The following is a 19,656-nucleotide window of genomic DNA, read 5'->3' as shown; positions in this document are numbered from 1 at the left end:
GAGGTGCACAACTTTTTAGTACAGTTGTGAGCATGCTTTCCCAGTCTGTCGCCTCCGCGTTGCGCGAAGCCATTTCCGCAGGCGAATTCCAGCCCGGCGAGCGCCTCAGCGAGGTCAAGGCAGCCGAACGCTTCAACTGCTCGCGCAATACCCTGCGTGAGTCCTTCACGAGGCTCGCCGCGGAGCGCATTGTCGAGCGCATCCCCAACCGGGGTGTCTTCCTCGCAATGCCAGATGCAGACTATATCCGTGATCTCTTCGCCGCCCGCGCAGCCATCGAACCGGCGGCGGTGCGTTGGGGCGCTTTTGCCGACGCCCCCTCACTCGTCACCCTCACTTCCTCTGCCTTCGACTACGCGGCGCGCGGCGAGCACCAGGAAGTCTCCGCCATCAATCAGCGCTTCCACCGCACGCTGGTGGCCGCGCTAGGCTCCCCCACCCTGAATGAGCAGATGGATAATCTACTCGCCCGCATGCGGCTTACCTTCCTCTTGGCCATCCCGCGCTACCCGCAACTACATGCGGACCATATTCAAGGAAATATCACCTTGGCCACGCTCATCGCAGATGGAAAACGGGATGAGGCTGCCACGCTTACGCATGACAGCCTCATGAATACGTGCGGCAAGATCCTCGCCGTGCTCGAGGATTAAGGAATGAGAAAATCTTGATCGCGGGCATTTGTCACTAACATTTGCCCCGGCGCGTGCGTGATAGCCAGGCGCGGCTTGGATTCCATCACGATGGCTTGTGGGGTGACACCACAGGCCCAAAAGACCGGTAGGCAGCCGTCTGGTACTTCTACCGGCTCGCCAAAGTCTGGACACGAGAGATCCGCAATGCCGATGGCCGCTGGGTCACCTACGTGCACTGGGGCGCCATGAACCGAGGGGTAGCGGGAGGTAATGCGCACGGCATCGGAGACTTGTGCGGCCGGGATAGGCCGCATGGACACCACCATGGGACCGGAAAAGACCCCGGCCGGGGTGGTAGGAATCGAGGTCTTGAACATCGGCACATTGCGCTGCTGGGCAATGTGCGCGACCTCTATGCCGTTATCCTGCAGGGCAGTTTCAAAGGTAAAGGAGCAGCCGATAAGGAAGCTGACCATGTCTGGGGTGTAGTACGAGGTGGCGTCGCCAAGCGTGGCACTGTGCTCACCGTTTTCAAAGACGCGGTAGGCGGGGATATCGGTGCGGATATCTCCACCTGGAAGTAGCTCGGAGGTGTACTGCCCCGCCTCTAGCACGCCCACAATTGGGCACGGCTTGGGGTTGCGCTGGGCAAAAAGCAAGAAATCGAAGGCGTATTCCTGCGGCACCGCCAGCAGATTAGCCTGCATAAAGCCACGGGCATGGCCAGCGGTGGTGGCCATTTCATGGGTGCGCGCATACTCGCGCACCTGCTCCGGGGTCCGCATTAAGCCCATAGTTCGGTGATGCCGGAAAAGGCCTTGAAACCAATAAAGATGGTCAGTACCCACGCCAAGGCGCCAATGACCAGAAGCCGCTTGGGGTACTTATAACCATGCAAAAGGTCGCGGCGGCGCCAGGCCACCCACATCACGAGGGCAAAGCCAATGGGCAGGATAAGGCCGTTGATGGCACCAGCGAAGATGAGCAGCTTCTGCGGAGCGGAGTTAATGGCCACGAAGACCACCGTGCACACCACAATGAAGACTATGGTGAGGATATTACGGGTGCGCGTCGAGGTCTCCTGGGAGGTCACAAAGGACACCGAGGTATAGGCCGCACCGATAACGGAGGACAAACCGGCAGCGAAGAGGACTACGCCGAAGGCACGCAGGCCGAACTCGCCAGCGGCATGGTAGAACGCATCGGCCGCGGTGTTGTCATCGGAAAGCGCCACCCCAGTGGCTACCACGCCGAGCACCGCCAAGAAGAGGAGCATGCGCATGATGCCGGTTACCACGATGCCGCTGACCGAGGTATAGGTAATGTTCTTGACGTTTTCCACGCCGGTGTGGCCAGAATCAATGAGTCGGTGCGCGCCGGCAAAAGTGATATAGCCGCCCACGGTGCCACCGATGATGGTGGTAATGACGAAGAAGTCAATCTCGCCTGGCGCGACGGTATTCTTTAGTGCCTCGCCCACCGGTGGTTGGCTGACCACCGCGACGTAGAGCATGAGCAGGATCATGACCGCACCGAGGACGGCAACAAGGCGGTCAAGTGCCATGCCGGCTTTGCGGGAGAGGAAGATAAAGACGGCGATAGCTGCGGCGATGACGCCGCCGATGCGCGCATCGATGCCCAGCATCGCGTTGATACCGAGGCCCGAACCGGCGATATTGCCAATATTGAAGACCGCGCCGCCGATAAAGACGAATACGGCAAGAACCCAGCCCAAGCCAGGAAGTACTGTATTGCCCAAGGTATTTGCGCGCATGCCGCTTACACACAGCACTCGCCACACATTGAGCTGGATGGCAATGTCAACGAGGATGGACAGCATAATCGCAAACGCGAAAGAAGCCCCCATCTGCACGGTAAAGACCGAGGTCTGGGTCAAAAATCCCGGACCGATGGCGGAGGTGGCCATGAGGAACATGGCACCGGCCATGGCGCCGAGGCCCTTTGGCGGGGTCTTATCCTCCGCCCGCGCCGGAGTGGCGTGTGATGTCTCAGCACTCACTAGATTTTACCTTTCGTGATGCAGGTCGCATTAAATTTGTGATGCGCATCATCTTAAGGGTTGCTATGCCTTTTGTTCAACAACTTTATGCTTTGTGGGGTGGCGCGGGGGTGATCTAGGCTACTTTCCTGCCGCGTTTTCCCAAGTGGCTAGCGATTATCCGCAATGCCTCGTCCGACGCTTTCACCTCGCTGGAACCAAAGCGCAGCACCACGTATCCGCGGTTTTCTAGCGCTCGCTGCCTTTTTATCTGCTGCTTGACCACGTGGACGGGCTCCTTGCCGTAGGTACCGTCATATTTGGCATCGCCATCGACCTCGACCACCAGCCAGCCATCGAGACAGAGATCCGCCCGATACTTCCCGAGCAGCGGTTTCTGCGGCTCAATTTTCACCTGCGGGAAACGCTCGATAATGAGGGCTCGCAGATAGGACTCATAGGGCGATTCCGATCCGCCATACGCGTGCTCGATAACCTTACGCATGGCTGCTTGTCCCCTAGTGCGCTGCATTCTTGCCAGTTCTTCGCGCAAGTCATAGGTGGTGACGCCGTGTTGCCTGAGAGCAGAATCGGTAGCTACCAGGCCATCTGGGAAGCCGTGTAGCCGGGCGACTTCGAGGCAGGTGCGGGCGGGATGCGTGGTGCGCACACCTGCTACCGTCACCGTGGATTCCTGGAGGGACTTTACCCGGCGGTACCGATAGCCCTTCGCGGTGAGCCTGCGTGGGGGAACGCTTCCCGAAGGCACCGCTAACTCCACCTCCTCCCCTTTCCTGGAAATTACCCACATTCCCCACAGCCGCGCGGCCGATTTACTGATGAGGACGGCGCGGTGGGTGCTCCACCCGGCAGCGACTACTTTGGCGAATTGTTGTTTATGGCGCACCCATTGCCTCCAGGTGGCCGTGGGAACGGCGACCCAGGGCGCTATCTGGGTGAGCTCACCGCACTGGAGGGCTAAGTGGTGCGGACTTTCGGCTCCGGCGTAACGAAGGTTGATGAAGTGATCTGTAATCATGGTTTCATCTTCACTACTGGAGGGGCGGAGCACGCATCATGGGGCTCAGGAAGGTGAACTTCCGAGAACCTTCAGTGAGAGGCGGAACTTTAGGTCCAAGGTAATCGGGCCGAATTGAGAGCGTTGAGGCTGAGTTGAGGGCGGGTTGTGCTCAGATCGGCTCGATCACATTCGACCTAAGGGGAAGTAGTTCAATGCGGTGGTGTGCGGGGATAATTCAGCAGCGCGGTTAACCGTGCTTTACTAGAGATAATGGAACCCATCGAGCTCTCAGAACTTACCGGTACGCAATCGCGCACCTACGGTACCCGCAAGATCACCTCGGGCATGGTCTCGGCACCAATCCATGTTGCGGTCGCGCTCTGGGACGAGCGTTGGGATTCCGCCCCCAACGGCACCATCGAAGGCTGGGTCATCGCGGTCAATACTAAGCAGACGCGTTTTGTGCGCCGCGGCCAGACTAAGAAGGGCGATATCGTCGATATCGCCGTACGGGAGGTCAAACGCGCACTCAAGGGACTCGACGGACGGGTGTGGATTGTCACTGGTCGCAGGCAGAATGCGTTGCGAGCGGCACTCACGGCAGACGGTTTCACGGTGACGGGAAGCTTTGCGGAAGAAAATAGGGCTTCGAAGAGCGCGAGCTCCGTGCGCCGAAAACAAGCCGGCCTTACTGCACGGAAGGCGCGCAAGATGGGTGAGGCACCGAAAAAGAAGCAAGCGGCACAGGTAGAGACGCCGAAAGCACACTGGTGGCCGAACTTCTCGCGCGCCTCCTCATGGTCCAAGGGCGACGTGGTTCGCATAGCCACCGACGCTTCCTCGGATACCGTATTCAAGGGGTCGATGTGCTTCGTTGCGGGCAACGGCGACTACCGGTTACGAACTCGAGAAACCAAGGCGAGCACGGATGAGCTCGAGCTCGAAGCACTGACGCTCGCGCTGAAATACCTGCTCAAGGTGGGTGCGCGCAAGGCGGTTATTGAGTCCGATTCCGTAGCCGCTTTGGAGGCGGTCGAGCAGATTGTGCATAAGCGCGGCTCTAAAGCGTCGCGGCCGGGGCGCACGTGGCGAGGGGTGTCTTCGGGTGCGCGGTCCCGATTCCAGCAAGCTTGGGGCGATATCCAAGGCCAATGCGAGGTCGACATTCGCCGTGTACTTGGGCATGCGGGTGATCCGCTGAATCGGGCGGCCGACCAGATTGCGTACATGGGGTTGCGCGCGATTGCGCATCCGATGAAGCAGTCTCGCGAGACTCTGCGCGAGGGGATCCAGAAAGCTCTCTTGGCGTTGTGACCCGAACGCTTAGGGCTTTGGGGCTGATCTGATCAGGCCGAATTGAGGGAATTAAGGCCGATCTGAGGCGGCCCGGCCTTCAGATCAGCCTGATCAGTATGGACCCAACGACAAGAGGCGCGCTGGGAGGGTCGCGGCTAAGCCGAGCCGGGCCGCGGAGTCAGACCAAGCGCCTGGCGCCTTCACCCGGACGCGCAACCAAGAAGGTAGGTTCCGGAAAGCCGCGCGAAACCGCAGCATCATAAATGGCTTGGGCGGTGGACTCGACGGAGGAGTGCGGGATGAGCGCGATAACCGCGCCGCCGAAACCACCACCGGTCATGCGAGCGCCCAGCTCGCCGGCCGCGGTAAAAGCGGAGTCGAGCTCCGGAGTGGTGACCTCATAAAGGTCGCGCAGAGAGATGTGGCTCTCGCGCATAAGACGCCGGAATGTATCTAGATCGGAAGATGCCAGCGCGGTAGCGGCATCTAGGGTCCGGTTGGTTTCTTCCACCACGTGGTGCACGCGGCGGCGATAGAGTTCCGCTTCGGCGGGATTGACGGTGGCGGCAAAGTCCACGGCATTCGAGATCTCGCGGATGGAGCAACCGGCGGCAGATTGGACGGCGTCGATGATGCCGCGGCGGGAGGCGTATTGGCCGTCGGAAAGCGTGTGCGGGGCATTGGTGTCCGCGATGAGCAGCACCATGTCTTGGGCCTCGATATTGAAAGGCACGCGCTCGACGGCGCCAGTGGAAAAGTCCAAAAAGAGGGCCTTGCCGCGCTGGCCAAAGAGACTGGCGTTTTGGTCCAATCCACCGGTAGAGGCGCCGACCACCTCGTTTTCGGCGCGAATGCAGGCTTGCGCCAGCTGGCTGCGGGCAGCGTCATCGGGAGAATGCCCGTGCGCGAGCTCATACGCGGCTACGGCCGTGGAGCACTCGAGGGCGGCAGAGCTAGACAGGCCAGAGCCGACGGGGACATCGGAGACGATGGCGATATCAAGGCCCGTGCATGACAGCGTGCCCGCCGCGGTAGCGGCCCACACGGTGCCAGCAACGTAGCCGGACCAATCGGCGGGGTGGCCCGGACGAACATCGGCGAGCGGCACCTCCGCATGGGCGATGGAGCCGTCGAACTCGGAAGCTATGCGGATAAGCCCATCGCTGCGAGGCGCGACAGCAACGGCGGTATTTTGCTCCAGCGCAAAGGGAATGGAGGCGCCGCCAGCGTAATCGATATGCTCGCCGATGAGGTTCACGCGGCCGGGAGCGGCCCACACGCCGGCGGGCTCGGGCGAATCCGGGAAGGCAGAGGCGAAGAGGGCGCGCGCAGCGGCAGCGAGCTCCTCATCGGTACGGGTCTCAATCCAGTTAAGCATCCCAGATCTCCTTGAACCGGGCGGCAATGCGCTCCGGGGTGGTGTCATTAATCCACACCGCCTGCGAAGACTCGGAGCCGGCGAGGTACTTCATGCGGCCGGGCGATCGCATAAGCGAAAAGAGCTGCAGGTGCATGCGGATGCCTGGGCGCAGTGCCTTGTCCACCGGTGCCTGGGTCCAGCCGGCGATATAGGGGGTCTTGTCCACGCCATCAAAGAAGCGATCCACCGCGGAGTACAGCTTCTTAAGCAAGGGCGCGAGGTCGGCACGTTGGGCGTCGCTAAGCGCGGCGAAGTCAGGGATGTGTTCATTGGGCAAGACCATAGCTTCCAACGGCCATTTGGCGGCGGCGGGGACGAAGACGGTGAAGTGCTCGGTCTCAGCAATGATGCGGGTGCCGGCGGCGCGCTCACGATCGAGGAGATCCTGAAAAAGGTCACCGTCGTAGGCTCGGGCGGAATCCACGATGGAGCGCAGGCGCGGCGAGAGGAATGGATAGGAATAAATCTGGCCGTGCGGGTGCTGGAGGGTCACGCCGATTTCTTCACCACGGTTTTCGAAGGGGAAAACCTGCTGCACACCGTCAATCTGGGACAACGCGGCGGTGCGGTGAGCCCAAGCCTCAATAACGGTGCGAATGCGGGATTCGGGCAAATCCTTAAAAGAAAGGGCGGGATCCTCGGTAAAACAGACCACCTCACAGCGGGCGCGCGCAGGAAGGCGCGGCACCATGCCAAGCAGGTTATCCTCCTCGGGGTGCTCGATGTCGGCCGCGGTAGCAAAAGACGGGAAGCGGTTTTCAAAGACCACCACGTCATAGCTAGGGCTGGGGATCTCCGTGGGCAGCTGGCCTTCGCGCGTGGGCGCTAGCGGGTTCTCATTGGCCGGTGGCAGGAAGGTTCGGTTCATACGGTGGGCGGCAAAGGCCACCCAGTCTCCTGTCAGGGGATCCCGGCGCATCTCAGAAGCAGGGGCGACGGTAGGGATATCGCGGGAATCAACGAGCACGCGATCAGGGTGGGGTTGGTCGTCGAAGTAGAGGATTTCGCGGCCGTCGGCAAGCGTGGCGGAGGTAATCTCAACCATTAGTCTTCTCCTGGGATGGTGATGGGCTTCAGGCGTGCCCACAGCACAAAGGCGGCGGCCACGGCCAGCAAAGCAAGGCTTGCCCATAGGTTATCGCTGACGTTTTTGGCCTGCCCGGTATCTGGGTTAATGCCTGGGTCAAGGAAGAAATAGCAGCCGAGCAAGATGAGGCCGTAGAGGCCGAGGAGTGCGGCGATGACGTTGCGCAGGTCGAATGCGCCCGCGCGCTTTTTCTCAGACATGTTGGGCTCCTTAGGCAAAGATGACGTTGAGTGCTACGGCCATAACTAGGCAGATAATGCCCAGCGGGACGGTCTGTTGGTACCACGGCAAGGACTTTTCGGTGTAGTCCTCAAAGTGGTCCTTGGGGGTTACGGAGGAAACGAAGCCGACCAGCTCGGCATCCGGCTTGGGCTGGGTAAACAAGGTAACCACGATGGAGACCACGATATCCACGGCGAAGGCCACGCCGGCCGCGACGAAGGCGGTGCCCTGGCCTGGAAGATTAATCATGTCCGTGAAAGAAGCGACGTACCAGAAAACGATGGCGGAACCAGTACCGGCCACCAGTCCGGACCAACCAGCGTGCGGGGTCATGCGCTTCCAGAACATACCCAAGATGAAGGTGGCAAAGAGCGGCGCATTAAAGAAGCCAAACAGGGTCTGCAGGTAGTCCATGATATTGCCAAAGTTCTGTGCCAAAAGCGCGGTGAAGATGGCAATAGCGGTGGCGATAACCGTAGCGATGCGGCCGAACTTCAAGTAGTAGTCATCCTCGCGGTCCTTGACCACGTAGGTCTGCCAGATGTCATAGGAAATGACGGTATTAAAAGCCGAGATATTTGCCGCCATGCCGGCCATGAACGACGCCAAGAGACCGGCAATTGCCACACCCAATAGGCCATTGGGTAGCAGGTCGCGCATGAGCAGCAGGATGGCGTCGTTCGGCTCGGCGCGCTCCTCCATCAAGTCAGCCACGGACACGGAAGCAACCATGCCCGGAATAACCACCAGGAAAGGTACGAACATCTTGGGGAAGGCACCGATAATCGGGGTCTTGCGGGCCGCGGAAATAGAATCCGAGGCCATGGCGCGCTGGACTTCTACGAAGTTGGTGGTCCAGTAGCCGAAGGAGAGCACGAAGCCTAGGCCTAGGACGATGCCGATGACAGACCACACCGGGTTTTCGAAGCCGGAGATGTCCGTGCCCGGCCAGGTGTGGAAGTGAGAGTCATTGGCCACGGCGTCTTTTAACCCGCTCCAGCCGCCCACGCGGTTCAACCCAATAATGGTTAGTGGGGCAAGCGCGGCGATGATAACGAAGAACTGCAGCACCTCGTTATAGATGGCGGCCGAAAGGCCCCCCAAGGTGATATAGGACAGCACAATAAACCCGGCGACCAAGAGCGATACCCACATCTGCCAACCCAATAGGGCCTCTACGATGGTGGCCAGCAGGTACAGGTTCACACCTGCAATGAGCAGCTGGGCTACGGCAAAGGAAATCGCGTTGACCAAGTGCGCGGCATTGCCAAAACGTTTGCGCATAAATTCCGGCACCGAGCGGACCTTGGAGCCGTAGTAGAACGGCATCATCACAATGCCCAAAAAGACCATGGCGGGGATGGCACCGATCCAGAAGTAGTGCATGGTTTGGAAGCCATACTCCACACCATTGGCGGACATACCGATGATTTCTACCGCGCCTAGGTTGGCCGAGACGAAGGCCAGTCCGGTCACCCAGGCGGGCAATCCTCGACCGGAGAGGAAGAAGTCGATGGAACTAGACACCCTGGCCTTGGCGGCCCAGCCGATACCTAGAACGAAGAGGAAGTAGATGGCTACCAATAAGTAATCCACCCAAGAGGCATCGAGCCTCAATACGGATTCAGCAGTCTCCATGGCTGACCTTTCTAGTTATTATTTTCTGCTGCCAGCAGCAGCGTATAAGTCTGCGAATTTTGAGCACTCAAGCGCGCGAGGTCTTCCCCGCTACGCAGCGCATTCGGCGGCGCGCTCATGGGCTCTACCGCAAGCGCCTTGCCTGGGCCTTGTTCCCGCGGGAAGTCGGCCGGGGTAAACATCTGCACCCAATTCAGGCCCTCGCCCATCTCCAGCCGCACGCCTTTTCCACCGGCTGTATATATGGCCGTCAGCGGCCCTTCACCGTGGAAGCAATCGTCCCAATCCACCTCGGCGATGGTTTGGTTGACAATGCGCACCTGCTCCGTCTTACCCGTGGGCAGGTTGCGCGCGTCTAGCACGTGGCGCTTGCCGACGTCCACGCTCAGCACCGCTTCCTCCGCCCCAGCTCCCTGAGGGGAGAGGTAGAGGTGGAGCCCATAGGCGAAAGGAACCTCGCCGGGGTCCGCGGTGCGGGCGGTGAGCTGGTGGTGCAATCCTTGCTCATCGAGAGCATAGGTAGCCTCCAGCTGAATGGCCCATGGCCAACCGTGCCGCGGCTCAATGTCAAAAGCGAGGATCACTCGGCTTTCTGTGCGTTCTTTTACCCGCCACCAGTCCACCGCGAAGCCGTGGATGGCGTTATTGCGCTCCGGCTCCGTAACTTCTAGCTGGTGGGCGCTCCCCTGCCATTCAAACCAGCCATCTTCGGTGCGATTGGGCCACGGCGCCAGCACCACCCCGGCCATGAGCGGTGGTTTACCGTCGTAGCTTTCCACCAAAGGCGCACCGCGATAGGTCAGCGCCTTGATTGCACCGCCGAACAGAGCAATCTCGGCCGCGTAATCGCCATGAGAAATGGCGACGCTGGGGTATTCAGCGTCAGAGCCAGCCGCTCCTCCACTGGTCATAACAAAGACCTTTCTGGCTATAACTTTCGTTGGATTTAGCCTAGGAGCACGGCAAAGCGCCGGTCAATCGTTTGCATAATAAGGAGCGTATATCTACCGTTTCACCAGCTCACCGCCATGGAGTTAACCTGCAGTTAACCTCTTTCGGGGGTTGAGGACACCTGGAAGGGACTCAACAGCCCCCCCCCAACTAAGCAGCAGTGCTATCTACACACCCGCCGCCACGCTATTCGCGCTGCGGAGTGCGGGGTAGCTAGAACTTCACGCAGATAGTTACGCGGCATTAACCGCCACGGGGTGCGCGCGGGATGCACGCGCACAGCAATACCTAGGTGCCGGGCCCACAGCGTTGTGCGCAGGACATGAAAATCATTGGTCACCACCTGCAAAACGGCGTGCGGGGCCAAGCGGTGTGCATTTTCCAGGTTCTCATTGGTACTCGTGGCGTCTGGCTCCACCACTACTCGCTCAGCAGGTACGCCGCGCTCAATAAGATAAGTGGCCATCGGACCTGCCTCGCCGCGACCAGAGACAATAATCTGCTGGCCATGATAAAGGGCCAGCGCTTTATCCAGACGCGAACGCAACATAGCGCCGGGATAGCCGTGGGTTACGCGGGAACCCAACACGAGGAGCGGGTCAGACATGGATACCAGCATAGACTCGCCACACCTTGACAGAAAGATAGAAAAGGCCTTAGGTTTAACTCGAGCATGCAATCGATTGCACCCCGTAGGGCCAGACGATGGCTCATACGCCTTAAAACCCAAGGAGGTCAGCATGGCCGGAACCACCCTTAAAGACGTGGCCGCTGCTGCTGGAGTATCCATTTCTACCGCGTCCCGCTCACTCTCGGGCAACCCTGCTATCTCTGAATCCACGCGCCAACGTGTCAAGGACACGGCCATCAAGCTGAACTATAGGCCCAACGCCCAGGCCCGCGCCTTGCGTAGCTCCCGGTCGAATGCCATCGGTCTAGTCATCCCCAGCCTGGATAATGCCTATTTCGCCGCAATGGCGGCAGCCGTTGAAGAGGCCGCCGATAAACAGGGTCTAGCCACAATGATTACCAGTTGCGGCGAGGAACCACAGCGGCTAGTCAAGGCGCTCGATGCCCTCATGGAACGCCAGGTAGACGGCATTATCGCCGTGCCGCTCGAAGGCGCCGAAGAAGCACTCGAGCAGGCGCGCACCTACCGGCCACTGGTGCTCATTGACCGGACCCTGGGCCAGATTCCCGCAGTGCTATCAGATCCACACAAGGGAATCGAACAGGCCGTGGAACAGCTCAAGGAGAAGGGGCACACGCATATCGGCTACCTGTCCGGCCCGCAGGAAACCTCCACCGGCCGGCAGCGACTCGAAGCATTTAAGGCCGCCACGCGCGGGATGCCTACCCACATCCACCACGGCAGCTACCGCCACCGCGAAGGTTATAAGGGAGCCATCGCGCTCCTGCAGGAGGGCGTCACCGCGCTTATTGCCGGCGATTCCATGATGACTGCCGGCGCACTCGAGGCCTGCCATAATGCGGGCAAGCGCATCGGAGAAGAAATCGCACTTGTCGGCTTCGATGATTTTATCTACCTGCGCTTTCAGCCCTCTCCCATCTCGGTAGTGGACCAGGATGTTGCACGGATGGGCGAGACCGCCACGGCTAAGCTCATCGCGGCTATTAACGAAAAGCGCCAGCCAGAAGGCGAAGTGCTAGACACCCGCTACATCCCACGCATGTCCACCGCCCACCACCTCGATGAGGCCACGCCATGAGTGACCACGTATTGCGCTTAGAAAGCGTAACCAAATCCTTTGGCCAGGTAGAAGTCATTAAAGGCGTGGATCTCACCGTCCGCCGGGGTCAGGTCCAAGCCTTGCTGGGTGAAAACGGCGCCGGAAAATCCACGCTCATCAAGATGATTGCCGGTGTCCACCAACCAGATTCCGGCCGCATTGTGGTGGATGGCGCAGAGGTTAAAATCCCCGACACCAAGGCCTCCGAGGCGCTGGGCATCGCCACCATCCACCAAGAGCTCAACCTCGTTCCCACCATGTCGGTGGCCGAGAACATCATGCTCGGGCGCACCCCGCGCCGCTTCGGGTTGGTCAAGCACAAACACCTCAAGGCACAGGCCCAAGCCGCGCTGCATCTCATCGGCTTGGACGTGGACCTGGATATGCCGGTGGGTGAGCTCGGCGTCGCCAAGCAGCAGCTCGTAGAAATCGCCAAGGCGCTGTCCATGAACGCACGAATTCTTATCCTGGATGAGCCCACGGCCGCGCTCACCGGTAAGGAGGTCGATGCCCTCTTTGCCGTGCTTGAGGAGCTCAAGGCCAAGGGCGTGGCCATGATTTTTATCAGCCATCACTTGGAGGAACTAGCGCGAATTGCAGAGACCACTAGCGTGCTGCGCGATGGTTCTTTCATTGCCGAAGTCCCTGCCGATACGGACGAAGACGAGCTGGTCCGGCTCATGGTCGGCCGCGAGATTGAAAATCAATACCCGCGCAAGGTTCCCCCTGAACACGGCGAGGCCCTACTAGAAGTCTCCGAGCTGACTTCCGACGGCGCCTTTCACGACGTCACCTTCTCCGTCCATGCCGGCGAAGTCGTCGGCCTAGCCGGACTCGTGGGTGCTGGCCGTACCGAGCTCATTCGCGCCATCGCAGGCGCCGATCCTTACGATTCCGGCTCCATCCGCGTTGGCGGCACGCAGCTGCGCAGAGGCGATATACGTGCGGCCATCCGCGCCGGCGTGGGCCATATCCCGGAAGACCGCAAGTCCCAGGCGCTCGTCCTTGACGCCTCCGTGGGCGATAACCTGGGGTTTGCTACCCTCTACCCCACTGCCAAGGCAGGGCTTGCAGACCGCAGCGGCCAACGCCGCCGCGCCGGTGCGGTAGCGGAAAAGCTGCGCATCCGTATGGCCGATCTCTCGCAGCCCATCCGGAACTTATCCGGTGGCAACCAACAAAAGGCCGTCTTCGGCCGCTGGGTACTGGCCGGTTCCAAGGTCCTCCTGCTCGATGAACCCACCCGCGGCGTCGACGTCGGCGCCAAGGTGGAGATTTACAACATCATCAATGAGGTCACCGCTGCCGGCGGCGCCGTGCTCATGGCCTCCTCCGATCTACCCGAGGTGCTCGGCATGTCCGATCGCATCCTCGTCATGTCTGGTGGTCAACTCGCCGGCCAACTCCCCAAGGACTCCACCCAAGACGAGGTCATGGCCTTCGCCGTATCCAATGTGACCTCCGCTACTTCCGCCGCTGCTGCCGCACCTGCCGGAACTGACCCCAAGGATGAAGCTTGACCAAGAATCGAGTAGTTAACTGGGCGATGAATAATGGCGCACTCGTTGGCCTTATTGCCCTGTGCATCGCGCTGTTTATCGCCACCCCGTACTTTCTTACCGTGGCGAACCTGCTCAATATCGGCATCCAGGCCGCCACGGTGGCAATCTTGGCCTTCGGCATGACCTTTGTCATCGTCACCGCTGGCATCGACCTTTCGGTAGGTTCGGTCGCCGCGCTCGGTGCCATGGTCTCGGCCTATATGTTCTCCACCGCTGGTCTACCTGGCTGGCTCACGTTGCTCATCGGCCTTATCGTAGGAGCGCTGGCCGGCGCCATCTGCGGCATGGCCACCGCGTGGGGCAAGATTCCGTCCTTCATCGCAACGCTGGCCATGATGTCCATCGCCCGCGGACTTACCCTGGTCATCTCCCAAGGCTCGCCCATTGAAACCGCCCCAGCCGTCAACGCCTTTGGCGGCGATATCGCGGGCTTTCCAGTTCCAATCATCATGATGGTCATCGCCGGGCTCATGTGCTGGTTCATCCTAGAGCGCACGGTACTCGGCCGTTCCATGTACGCCATCGGCGGCAACCTCGAGGCCGCCCGTCTCTCGGGCCTGCCGGTCAAGCGCATCCAGATCGCCGTCTTCGCACTCTCCGGTTTCTTTGCCGCCTGGGCCGGCATGGTCATGGCAGGCCGCCTCGAATCTGCGCAACCTCAGGCCGGCACCGGCTATGAATTGGATGCCATCGCGGCCGTCGTCATCGGCGGCGCCTCGCTCTCCGGCGGCCAGGGCAAGGCCACCGGCACGCTGGTCGGCGCAATTCTTTTGGCCGTTATCCGCAACGGTCTGAATCTGCTCAATGTCTCCTCGTTCTGGCAGCAGATCGTCATTGGTTTGGTCATTGCGCTGGCCGTCGGCTTCGACGTTATCCGTAATAAGACGGCCAGCTAAGGAGCACCCACCATGAAAAAGCTCATCGCCACCCTTCTCGTGCCTGCGCTTGCGCTTGGCCTTGCCTCCTGCAATCGTTCGGAAGAAGACCGCAACCGCATCACGCTAGCGCTGTCGACACAGACCAACCCCTTCTTCGTTGAGCTGCGCCACGGCGCACGAGATAAGGCCAAGGAGCTCGGCGTTCCGCTGGATATCCAGGACGCCTCCGATGACCCCGCCCAACAGGTCAATCAACTGGGAAACGCCACGTCGATGGGAGCAAAGGTGGTCGTGGTTAACCCCACCGATTCCGATGCCGTCGCCCCGGCCGTGCGCGGCATCAAGGATGACGGCGTGCCGGTTATCGGCGTGGACCGCGACGTCAACGGCGTAGAACTGGATTCCATGGTGGCCTCCGATAACGTCGCCGGCGGCGCACAGGCGGCGAATACACTCGCGCATTCCATCGGGGAAAAGGGAGAGATACTTATCCTGCAGGGCACCGCCGGTACCTCCGCCTCGCGCGAGCGCGGCAAAGGCTTTGCAGAGCAGATTGCGAAGTACGGGGATATTCGGGTCGTCGGCAAGCAATCGGCGAATTTTGACCGTACGGAGGGCCTCAACGTTGCCACCAACCTGCTGCAAGCCAACCCCGATATCAAGGCGATCTTTGCAGAAAACGATGAAATGGCGCTCGGCGCGGTCGAAGCCTTGGGCTCGCGCGCCGGTACTGAGGTCAAGGTGGTGGCTTTTGACGGCACCTTCGATGGCCTCAAGGCAGTCAAAGATGGCAAGCTGGAAGCTACCATCGCCCAGCAGCCCGCAGAGCTCGGTGCCCGCGCCATCGAACAAGCCGCAGCGCTCCTGCACGGTGGCACGGCGGAGAAGAACGTCCCCGTCGAGGTCATCACCGTTACCCGCGACAATGTAGAGGATTTCCAATGAGCAAGCTAACCGTCGTCGGATCCATCAATGCCGATCTCATCGTCCACGCCGAGCGCCACCCGCAGCCCGGCGAAACCCTGCTGGGCTCCGGCGGCGAGATTTTAGCTGGAGGCAAGGGCGCCAATCAGGCCGTTGCGGCGGCGCAGCTGGGCGCCAACGTGGCCTTTGTGGGCGCGGTGGGCTCCGATCCTTATGCCGAGCCCGCCATGTACTATATGCGCACCTCCGGAATCGATCTCGGCACGGTGGAGCAGGCCGATACCAATACGGGCCTCGCCGTCATTACCGTCTCGGCCGATGGCGAGAACACCATCGTCATCTCCCCCGGCGCCAATGCGCTTGTCGACGCCCCCTTTGTCACCGCCCGCGCCTCCACCATCGCCGATGCCGACGTGGTGCTCCTCCAAGGCGAGATCCCTGCCTCTGGTTTTCAGGCGGCAGTCGACGCTGCGCAAGGTCGCGTGGTGGTTAACCTCGCTCCGGTAGTCGAGGTCGACCGTGACTCGCTTCTGCAGGCCGATCCCCTGCTGGCCAACGAACACGAAGCGGGGCTCATCTTGGACCAGCTCGGCCTACCTGCAGACGGCGCCCCGCGCGAACTCGCCCACCGCCTGGTAGAGGCAGGCTTCCGTTCCGTCGTGCTGACCCTTGGCGCCCACGGCGCCCACGTTGCTACCCCGGATGGCGGCGCGGATATCCCCACCCCGCGCGTGACCGCCGTGGATACCACCGGCGCCGGCGATGCCTTCGCAGGTGCCTTTTGCGCCCAGCTCCTCGCTGGAGCCTCGCTTGTCGATGCCGCCACCTTCGCCGCCCGCGTCGGCGCCTTCGCCGCCACCGGTAACGGCGCGCAGCCCTCCTACCCCACGACCGCATCCACTTTGCCGGAGGTCACCAATGCGTAAGTCCGGTCTCCTTAATCCCGCGCTCGCCGGTGCCGTTGCGCGCCTTGGCCACACTGATACCTTTGTCATCGCTGATTGCGGCCTGCCCATTCCCCACGAGGTGCCGGTCATCGACCTCACTTTGATTTTTGGCATCCCCACCTTTGCCGATACGCTGGCCGCCCTCCTCGACGAAGTCGTAGTCGAAGCCGCCACCATCGCCGATTCCACCCCGACCGAGGTGCGTTCCTTGCTTCCCGCAGTACCCCTCACCGAGGTCTCCCATGACGACCTCAAACGCGAAGTTGCCCGCGCCTCCTTTGTCGTGCGCACCGGTTCCACCACGCCGTTTGCCAATGTCATCTTGCGCTCCGGCGTGCCCTTCTAGCGTTCGTCGACGTCACCGCGCAGAAGACAAGCACGTTTTGCCGAAACCTCCGCGGTTGTGGCTAAACGTGCTTGTTTTATTTACTTCTTTTCCTAAGAGCTACTCTCCCAGCAGCTTGTCGCGCAGGTTCTTATCCTTCTGCTCGACTTCCTCGGCCATCTGCTTTTGGTAGTCCACCATCTTGTCCTGTATAGCGGGGTCACCTGCCCCGAGAATGCGCGCAGCAAGCAGGCCGGCGTTTTTTGCACCGCCGATAGAAACGGTGGCGACCGGCACACCGCTAGGCATCTGCACGATGGAAAGAAGGGAATCGAGGCCATCGAGCTCCTTCAAAGCGCGCGGGATGCCGATGACTGGCAGCGGCGTGGCCGCTGCAACCATGCCGGGCAAGTGCGCGGCGCCACCGGCACAGGCGATAATCGCTTTCAGGCCGCGGGTATGGGCTTCTTTTGCGTATGCGAGCATCTTTTCTGGGGTGCGGTGAGCGCTGACCACGCCAACTTCGAAGGGGATGCCAAAGTCTGCGAGGACCTGGGCGGCGGGTTCAACGGTGGGCCAATCAGAATCAGAGCCCATGATGATGCCTACGTGTGGTTGCATGCTGTCCTTTCTATAAGCAGAGTTTTATGCCCATTCGGCGTGCACGAGAAAGTGCGCTGCCTTGCGGGCGATGGTCAGGGTCTCGTCGGTGTCCTCACCGGTAACGTTGACGTGGCCAATCTTGCGGCCGGGACGGTGATCCTTGCCGTAGAGGTGAATCTTGGCCTGCGGGTAACGCTTCATTACTTCACGAACGCGCTCCGGCATGGGCATGGCAGGATCTTCGTCGGCTCCCAAGACATTGGCCATGACGGTGACGGGGGCAAGCGCATCGACCGCACCTAGCGGGAGGTCGAGCACGGCGCGCAGGTGCTGCTCAAACTGGGAAGTAACACAGCCGTCCTGAGTCCAGTGACCGGTGTTATGCGGACGCATGGCCAGTTCGTTAACGGAGATATCCTCGCCGTCGGGACCGTCAAAGGCGAAGAGTTCTACGGCGAGCACGCCGGTCACGCCCAAGGACTCGGCAATAGATAGTCCCAGCTCGGAAGCGCGCTGGGAAAGTTCCGGGGTAAGGCCGGGGGCGGGCGCGATGGCCTCGGCACAGATGCCGTTTTCCTGGCGGGATTGGGTAATCGGCCACACCTTGGCCTCACCGGAGGGGCGGCGGGCAACGAGGATGGAAAGCTCGCGGGTCAGGTCCACCTTTTCCTCAGCCATGAGAGGGGTACCGGCCTCGAGCAGCTCGGAAACCAGCTCAAAGCAATTATCGGCGGTGGGGAACCACACGCCCTTGCCGTCGTAGCCACCTCGGCGGGCCTTGAGGCAGACGCGACCATCGACGGCGTCGAAGAAGGCGCGGGCATCGGCCACCGAATCGATTGCAGCAAAGCGCGGCACGGGTGCTCCGAATGTGGCGAGCTTTTCGCGCATCTTTAGCTTGTCCTGCGCGTAAATGAGGGCGGTGGGCTGGGGCTGGACGTTAAATCCGGCGTCGATAAGCGCGGCGGAGTGCTCATTGGGCACATGCTCGTGCTCGAAAGTGATGGCATCCGCGCCCTCGGCCACGCCGCGCAGCTCCTCCAGGGAGGTATAGTCCCCCAGCACCACGTCCGGGGTGGCCTGCGCCGCGGAAGAATCCGGCTTGCTGGCTAGAATCCGCAGGTGAATATCGAGCTCCGCGGCGGCCGGCTGCATCATGCGGGCCAGCTGGCCGTCGCCACAAACAGTTACAATAGGCTTTAAGTCACTCACGTCCCCCAATACTAGCCTGGATACTATGTTCACTCGTCATACCATCTTCCAAAATTCACTCATGACCGCTTTGCTTGATGGCATTTATGACGGCGAAATGACCATTTCAGAGCTGCTAGGTAAGGGAAACTTCGGCTTGGGCACCTTCGATGGCCTCGACGGTGAGATGATCATTTTGGACGGCACCTGCTACCAACTGCGGGGCGATGGTTCCGCACAGATTGCAGATTTGGATCAGCGCACCCCCTATGCGGTAGCCACCAATTTTGTTCCTCGCATTACTGCCGACGCCCCCGCGGGCCTGCGCCGCGATCAGCTCTCCGCCTTTATCGATAGGCTCGAGCCTTCCGCCAACTACATGTATGCGGTGCGCATCGTGGGCACTTTTAAGGAGGTCACCACCCGCACGGTGGTCAAGCAGGAAAAGCCCTACCCACCGATGTCAGAGGCCGTCGGCGGAGATAAAGAGCTGCACTTTCAGAACGTCGAAGGAGTCATCGGCGGCTTCCGCACCCCCGTTTATGAAAAAGGAATTTCGGTGCCAGGCTGTCACGTGCACTTTATCGACGCCGCCCGCACCTCCGGTGGGCACGTTTTGGACTACGTAGTAGATAAGGCAACGGTTGAGCTTTGCCCCGCCTCTGATTTAGAGCTGCGCCTGCCGCTGACGCAGGAATTTAGCCGCGCCAACCTCTCGCCGGAGGACCTGGATAGCCAGCTGCACACCACTGAGGTTAAAACCAAGGGCGATCATTAATAATCTCAGCCACGCGCTTGGGCTTTGCAACATTAGGGAAATACATGGCGCGGTCCCAACCATGGATGGCTAGAGACACTCCGCCGCGTCGTTTTCGAGCACCGCGAATATCCTGCAGCGGAATCGAATCGATAGTGCGCCCCTCGCGCGCGATGACGCGCCTATTGGTCACTATGAAGCGCTTGCGACGGGCCTTATAAAGCGGGATGACAAAGCGCCAGATTCCCAACAGCGCCCACACCGCGACCAGTCCATTGCGCAGCATCGGGTCTACTGCTTGGACATCGCACCAACCGATGGCAATCCACAGTAGACCGGTAATGAGGATGAGCTCGAGAAAAGGGAAAATCAATGCGCGAAAAGGCGCGGAGACATCTGCGCGCTTGATCTCGCCTTGGCCCATCTTCATTAATCCCATAGCTATGGAT

General features: G+C 60.6%; 21 protein-coding genes. 9 read left to right on the top strand and 12 right to left on the bottom strand.

The features are described from left to right. Positions 1–32: 32 nt before the first annotated feature. Positions 33–653 carry a GntR family transcriptional regulator gene (locus ACLI1M_RS02890; protein WP_200288135.1) on the top strand — a complete coding sequence of 207 codons (621 nt, stop codon included), beginning with the start codon at positions 33–35 and terminating at the stop codon, positions 651–653. Here the strand turns inward: ACLI1M_RS02890 and ACLI1M_RS02885 are convergent. From ACLI1M_RS02885 to ACLI1M_RS02875, 3 genes are all read right to left on the bottom strand, one after another. Continuing rightward, entirely contained in the window at positions 650–1,429 is a 780-nt protein-coding gene (locus tag ACLI1M_RS02885; protein ID WP_198010446.1) for a putative hydro-lyase, read from the bottom strand. The two genes, ACLI1M_RS02890 and ACLI1M_RS02885, sit on opposite strands and share 4 nt — an antisense overlap. Beyond that, entirely contained in the window at positions 1,420–2,583 is a 1,164-nt protein-coding gene (locus ACLI1M_RS02880; RefSeq protein ID WP_411706734.1) for an NRAMP family divalent metal transporter, read from the bottom strand. The genes ACLI1M_RS02885 and ACLI1M_RS02880 overlap by 10 nt, the downstream gene beginning before the upstream one ends. A 187-nt stretch (positions 2,584–2,770) precedes the next feature. Further along, on the bottom strand, positions 2,771–3,673 hold the full coding sequence (locus ACLI1M_RS02875) for an endonuclease domain-containing protein (RefSeq protein WP_248099727.1): 903 nt from the start codon (positions 3,671–3,673) through the stop codon (positions 2,771–2,773). Positions 3,674–3,925: 252 nt separating this feature from the next. On the opposite strand from ACLI1M_RS02875, the gene ACLI1M_RS02870 reads away from it, so the two are divergent. Next, a complete protein-coding gene (locus ACLI1M_RS02870; RefSeq protein ID WP_023020726.1) occupies positions 3,926–4,969 on the top strand; it encodes an RNase H family protein in 1,044 nt (347 codons plus the stop codon). Positions 4,970–5,129: 160 nt separating this feature from the next. On the opposite strand, the gene galK is transcribed toward ACLI1M_RS02870, so the two are convergent. The 6 genes from galK to ACLI1M_RS02840 all read right to left on the bottom strand — a co-directional run bounded on the left by galK (position 5,130) and on the right by ACLI1M_RS02840 (position 10,876). Then, entirely contained in the window at positions 5,130–6,329 is a 1,200-nt protein-coding gene (galK, locus tag ACLI1M_RS02865; RefSeq protein ID WP_239206257.1) for a galactokinase, read from the bottom strand. After that, positions 6,322–7,416, bottom strand: coding sequence for a galactose-1-phosphate uridylyltransferase (gene galT, locus ACLI1M_RS02860; protein ID WP_200288140.1), 1,095 nt, complete (start codon positions 7,414–7,416; stop codon positions 6,322–6,324). The genes galK and galT overlap by 8 nt, the downstream gene beginning before the upstream one ends. After that, positions 7,416–7,658, bottom strand: coding sequence for a hypothetical protein (locus tag ACLI1M_RS02855; RefSeq protein WP_023020723.1), 243 nt, complete (start codon positions 7,656–7,658; stop codon positions 7,416–7,418). Before ACLI1M_RS02855 ends, galT begins: the two co-directional genes overlap by 1 nt. Before the next feature lie 10 nt (positions 7,659–7,668). Then, the gene (locus ACLI1M_RS02850) at positions 7,669–9,318 is read right to left on the bottom strand and encodes a sodium:solute symporter family protein (protein WP_200288142.1); all 1,650 of its coding nucleotides are present in this window, start codon (positions 9,316–9,318) and stop codon (positions 7,669–7,671) included. 11 nt (positions 9,319–9,329) lie between these two features. Beyond that, a complete protein-coding gene (locus ACLI1M_RS02845) occupies positions 9,330–10,229 on the bottom strand; it encodes an aldose 1-epimerase family protein (RefSeq protein ID WP_248099729.1) in 900 nt (299 codons plus the stop codon). A 203-nt stretch (positions 10,230–10,432) separates the two neighbouring features. Further along, positions 10,433–10,876, bottom strand: a complete 444-nt coding sequence (locus ACLI1M_RS02840; RefSeq protein WP_198010445.1) for a YdcF family protein — start codon at positions 10,874–10,876, stop codon at positions 10,433–10,435. A gap of 133 nt (positions 10,877–11,009) precedes the next feature. Between ACLI1M_RS02840 and ACLI1M_RS02835 the strand changes: the two genes are divergently transcribed. Genes ACLI1M_RS02835 through rbsD form a run of 6 tightly spaced genes read left to right on the top strand, consistent with a single transcriptional unit; the run spans position 11,010 to position 16,677 of the window. Then, positions 11,010–11,999, top strand: coding sequence for a LacI family DNA-binding transcriptional regulator (locus tag ACLI1M_RS02835; protein WP_200288146.1), 990 nt, complete (start codon positions 11,010–11,012; stop codon positions 11,997–11,999). Then, a complete protein-coding gene (locus ACLI1M_RS02830; RefSeq protein WP_248099731.1) occupies positions 11,996–13,540 on the top strand; it encodes a sugar ABC transporter ATP-binding protein in 1,545 nt (514 codons plus the stop codon). The genes ACLI1M_RS02835 and ACLI1M_RS02830 overlap by 4 nt, the downstream gene beginning before the upstream one ends. After that, a complete protein-coding gene (locus tag ACLI1M_RS02825) occupies positions 13,537–14,478 on the top strand; it encodes an ABC transporter permease (protein WP_023027820.1) in 942 nt (313 codons plus the stop codon). Before ACLI1M_RS02830 ends, ACLI1M_RS02825 begins: the two co-directional genes overlap by 4 nt. 12 nt (positions 14,479–14,490) lie before the next feature. Then, the gene (locus tag ACLI1M_RS02820) at positions 14,491–15,405 is read left to right on the top strand and encodes a substrate-binding domain-containing protein (protein WP_248099733.1); all 915 of its coding nucleotides are present in this window, start codon (positions 14,491–14,493) and stop codon (positions 15,403–15,405) included. After that, entirely contained in the window at positions 15,402–16,310 is a 909-nt protein-coding gene (locus ACLI1M_RS02815) for a ribokinase (RefSeq protein WP_248099735.1), read from the top strand. The genes ACLI1M_RS02820 and ACLI1M_RS02815 overlap by 4 nt, the downstream gene beginning before the upstream one ends. Beyond that, positions 16,303–16,677, top strand: a complete 375-nt coding sequence (rbsD, locus tag ACLI1M_RS02810) for a D-ribose pyranase (RefSeq protein ID WP_023020714.1) — start codon at positions 16,303–16,305, stop codon at positions 16,675–16,677. Before ACLI1M_RS02815 ends, rbsD begins: the two co-directional genes overlap by 8 nt. Positions 16,678–16,776: 99 nt before the next feature. Here rbsD and purE read toward each other — a convergent pair whose 3' ends face one another. Continuing rightward, positions 16,777–17,277 carry a 5-(carboxyamino)imidazole ribonucleotide mutase gene (gene purE, locus ACLI1M_RS02805; RefSeq protein WP_023027818.1) on the bottom strand — a complete coding sequence of 167 codons (501 nt, stop codon included), beginning with the start codon at positions 17,275–17,277 and terminating at the stop codon, positions 16,777–16,779. Between the two features lie 24 nt (positions 17,278–17,301). Then, a complete protein-coding gene (locus tag ACLI1M_RS02800) occupies positions 17,302–18,417 on the bottom strand; it encodes a 5-(carboxyamino)imidazole ribonucleotide synthase (RefSeq protein ID WP_248099819.1) in 1,116 nt (371 codons plus the stop codon). 79 nt (positions 18,418–18,496) lie between these two features. On the opposite strand from ACLI1M_RS02800, the gene budA reads away from it, so the two are divergent. Continuing rightward, entirely contained in the window at positions 18,497–19,228 is a 732-nt protein-coding gene (gene budA, locus ACLI1M_RS02795; RefSeq protein WP_023020711.1) for an acetolactate decarboxylase, read from the top strand. On the opposite strand, the gene ACLI1M_RS02790 is transcribed toward budA, so the two are convergent. Next, a complete protein-coding gene (locus tag ACLI1M_RS02790) occupies positions 19,206–19,646 on the bottom strand; it encodes a hypothetical protein (RefSeq protein ID WP_023020710.1) in 441 nt (146 codons plus the stop codon). The genes budA and ACLI1M_RS02790 overlap by 23 nt on opposite strands. Positions 19,647–19,656: the final 10 nt, after the last annotated feature.

Origin of the sequence: Corynebacterium sp. LaCa54 (assembly GCF_046717495.1) — a bacterium.
Lineage (GTDB): Bacteria > Actinomycetota > Actinomycetes > Mycobacteriales > Mycobacteriaceae > Corynebacterium > Corynebacterium kefirresidentii.
This window is presented reverse-complemented; position numbering and strand designations above follow the sequence as displayed.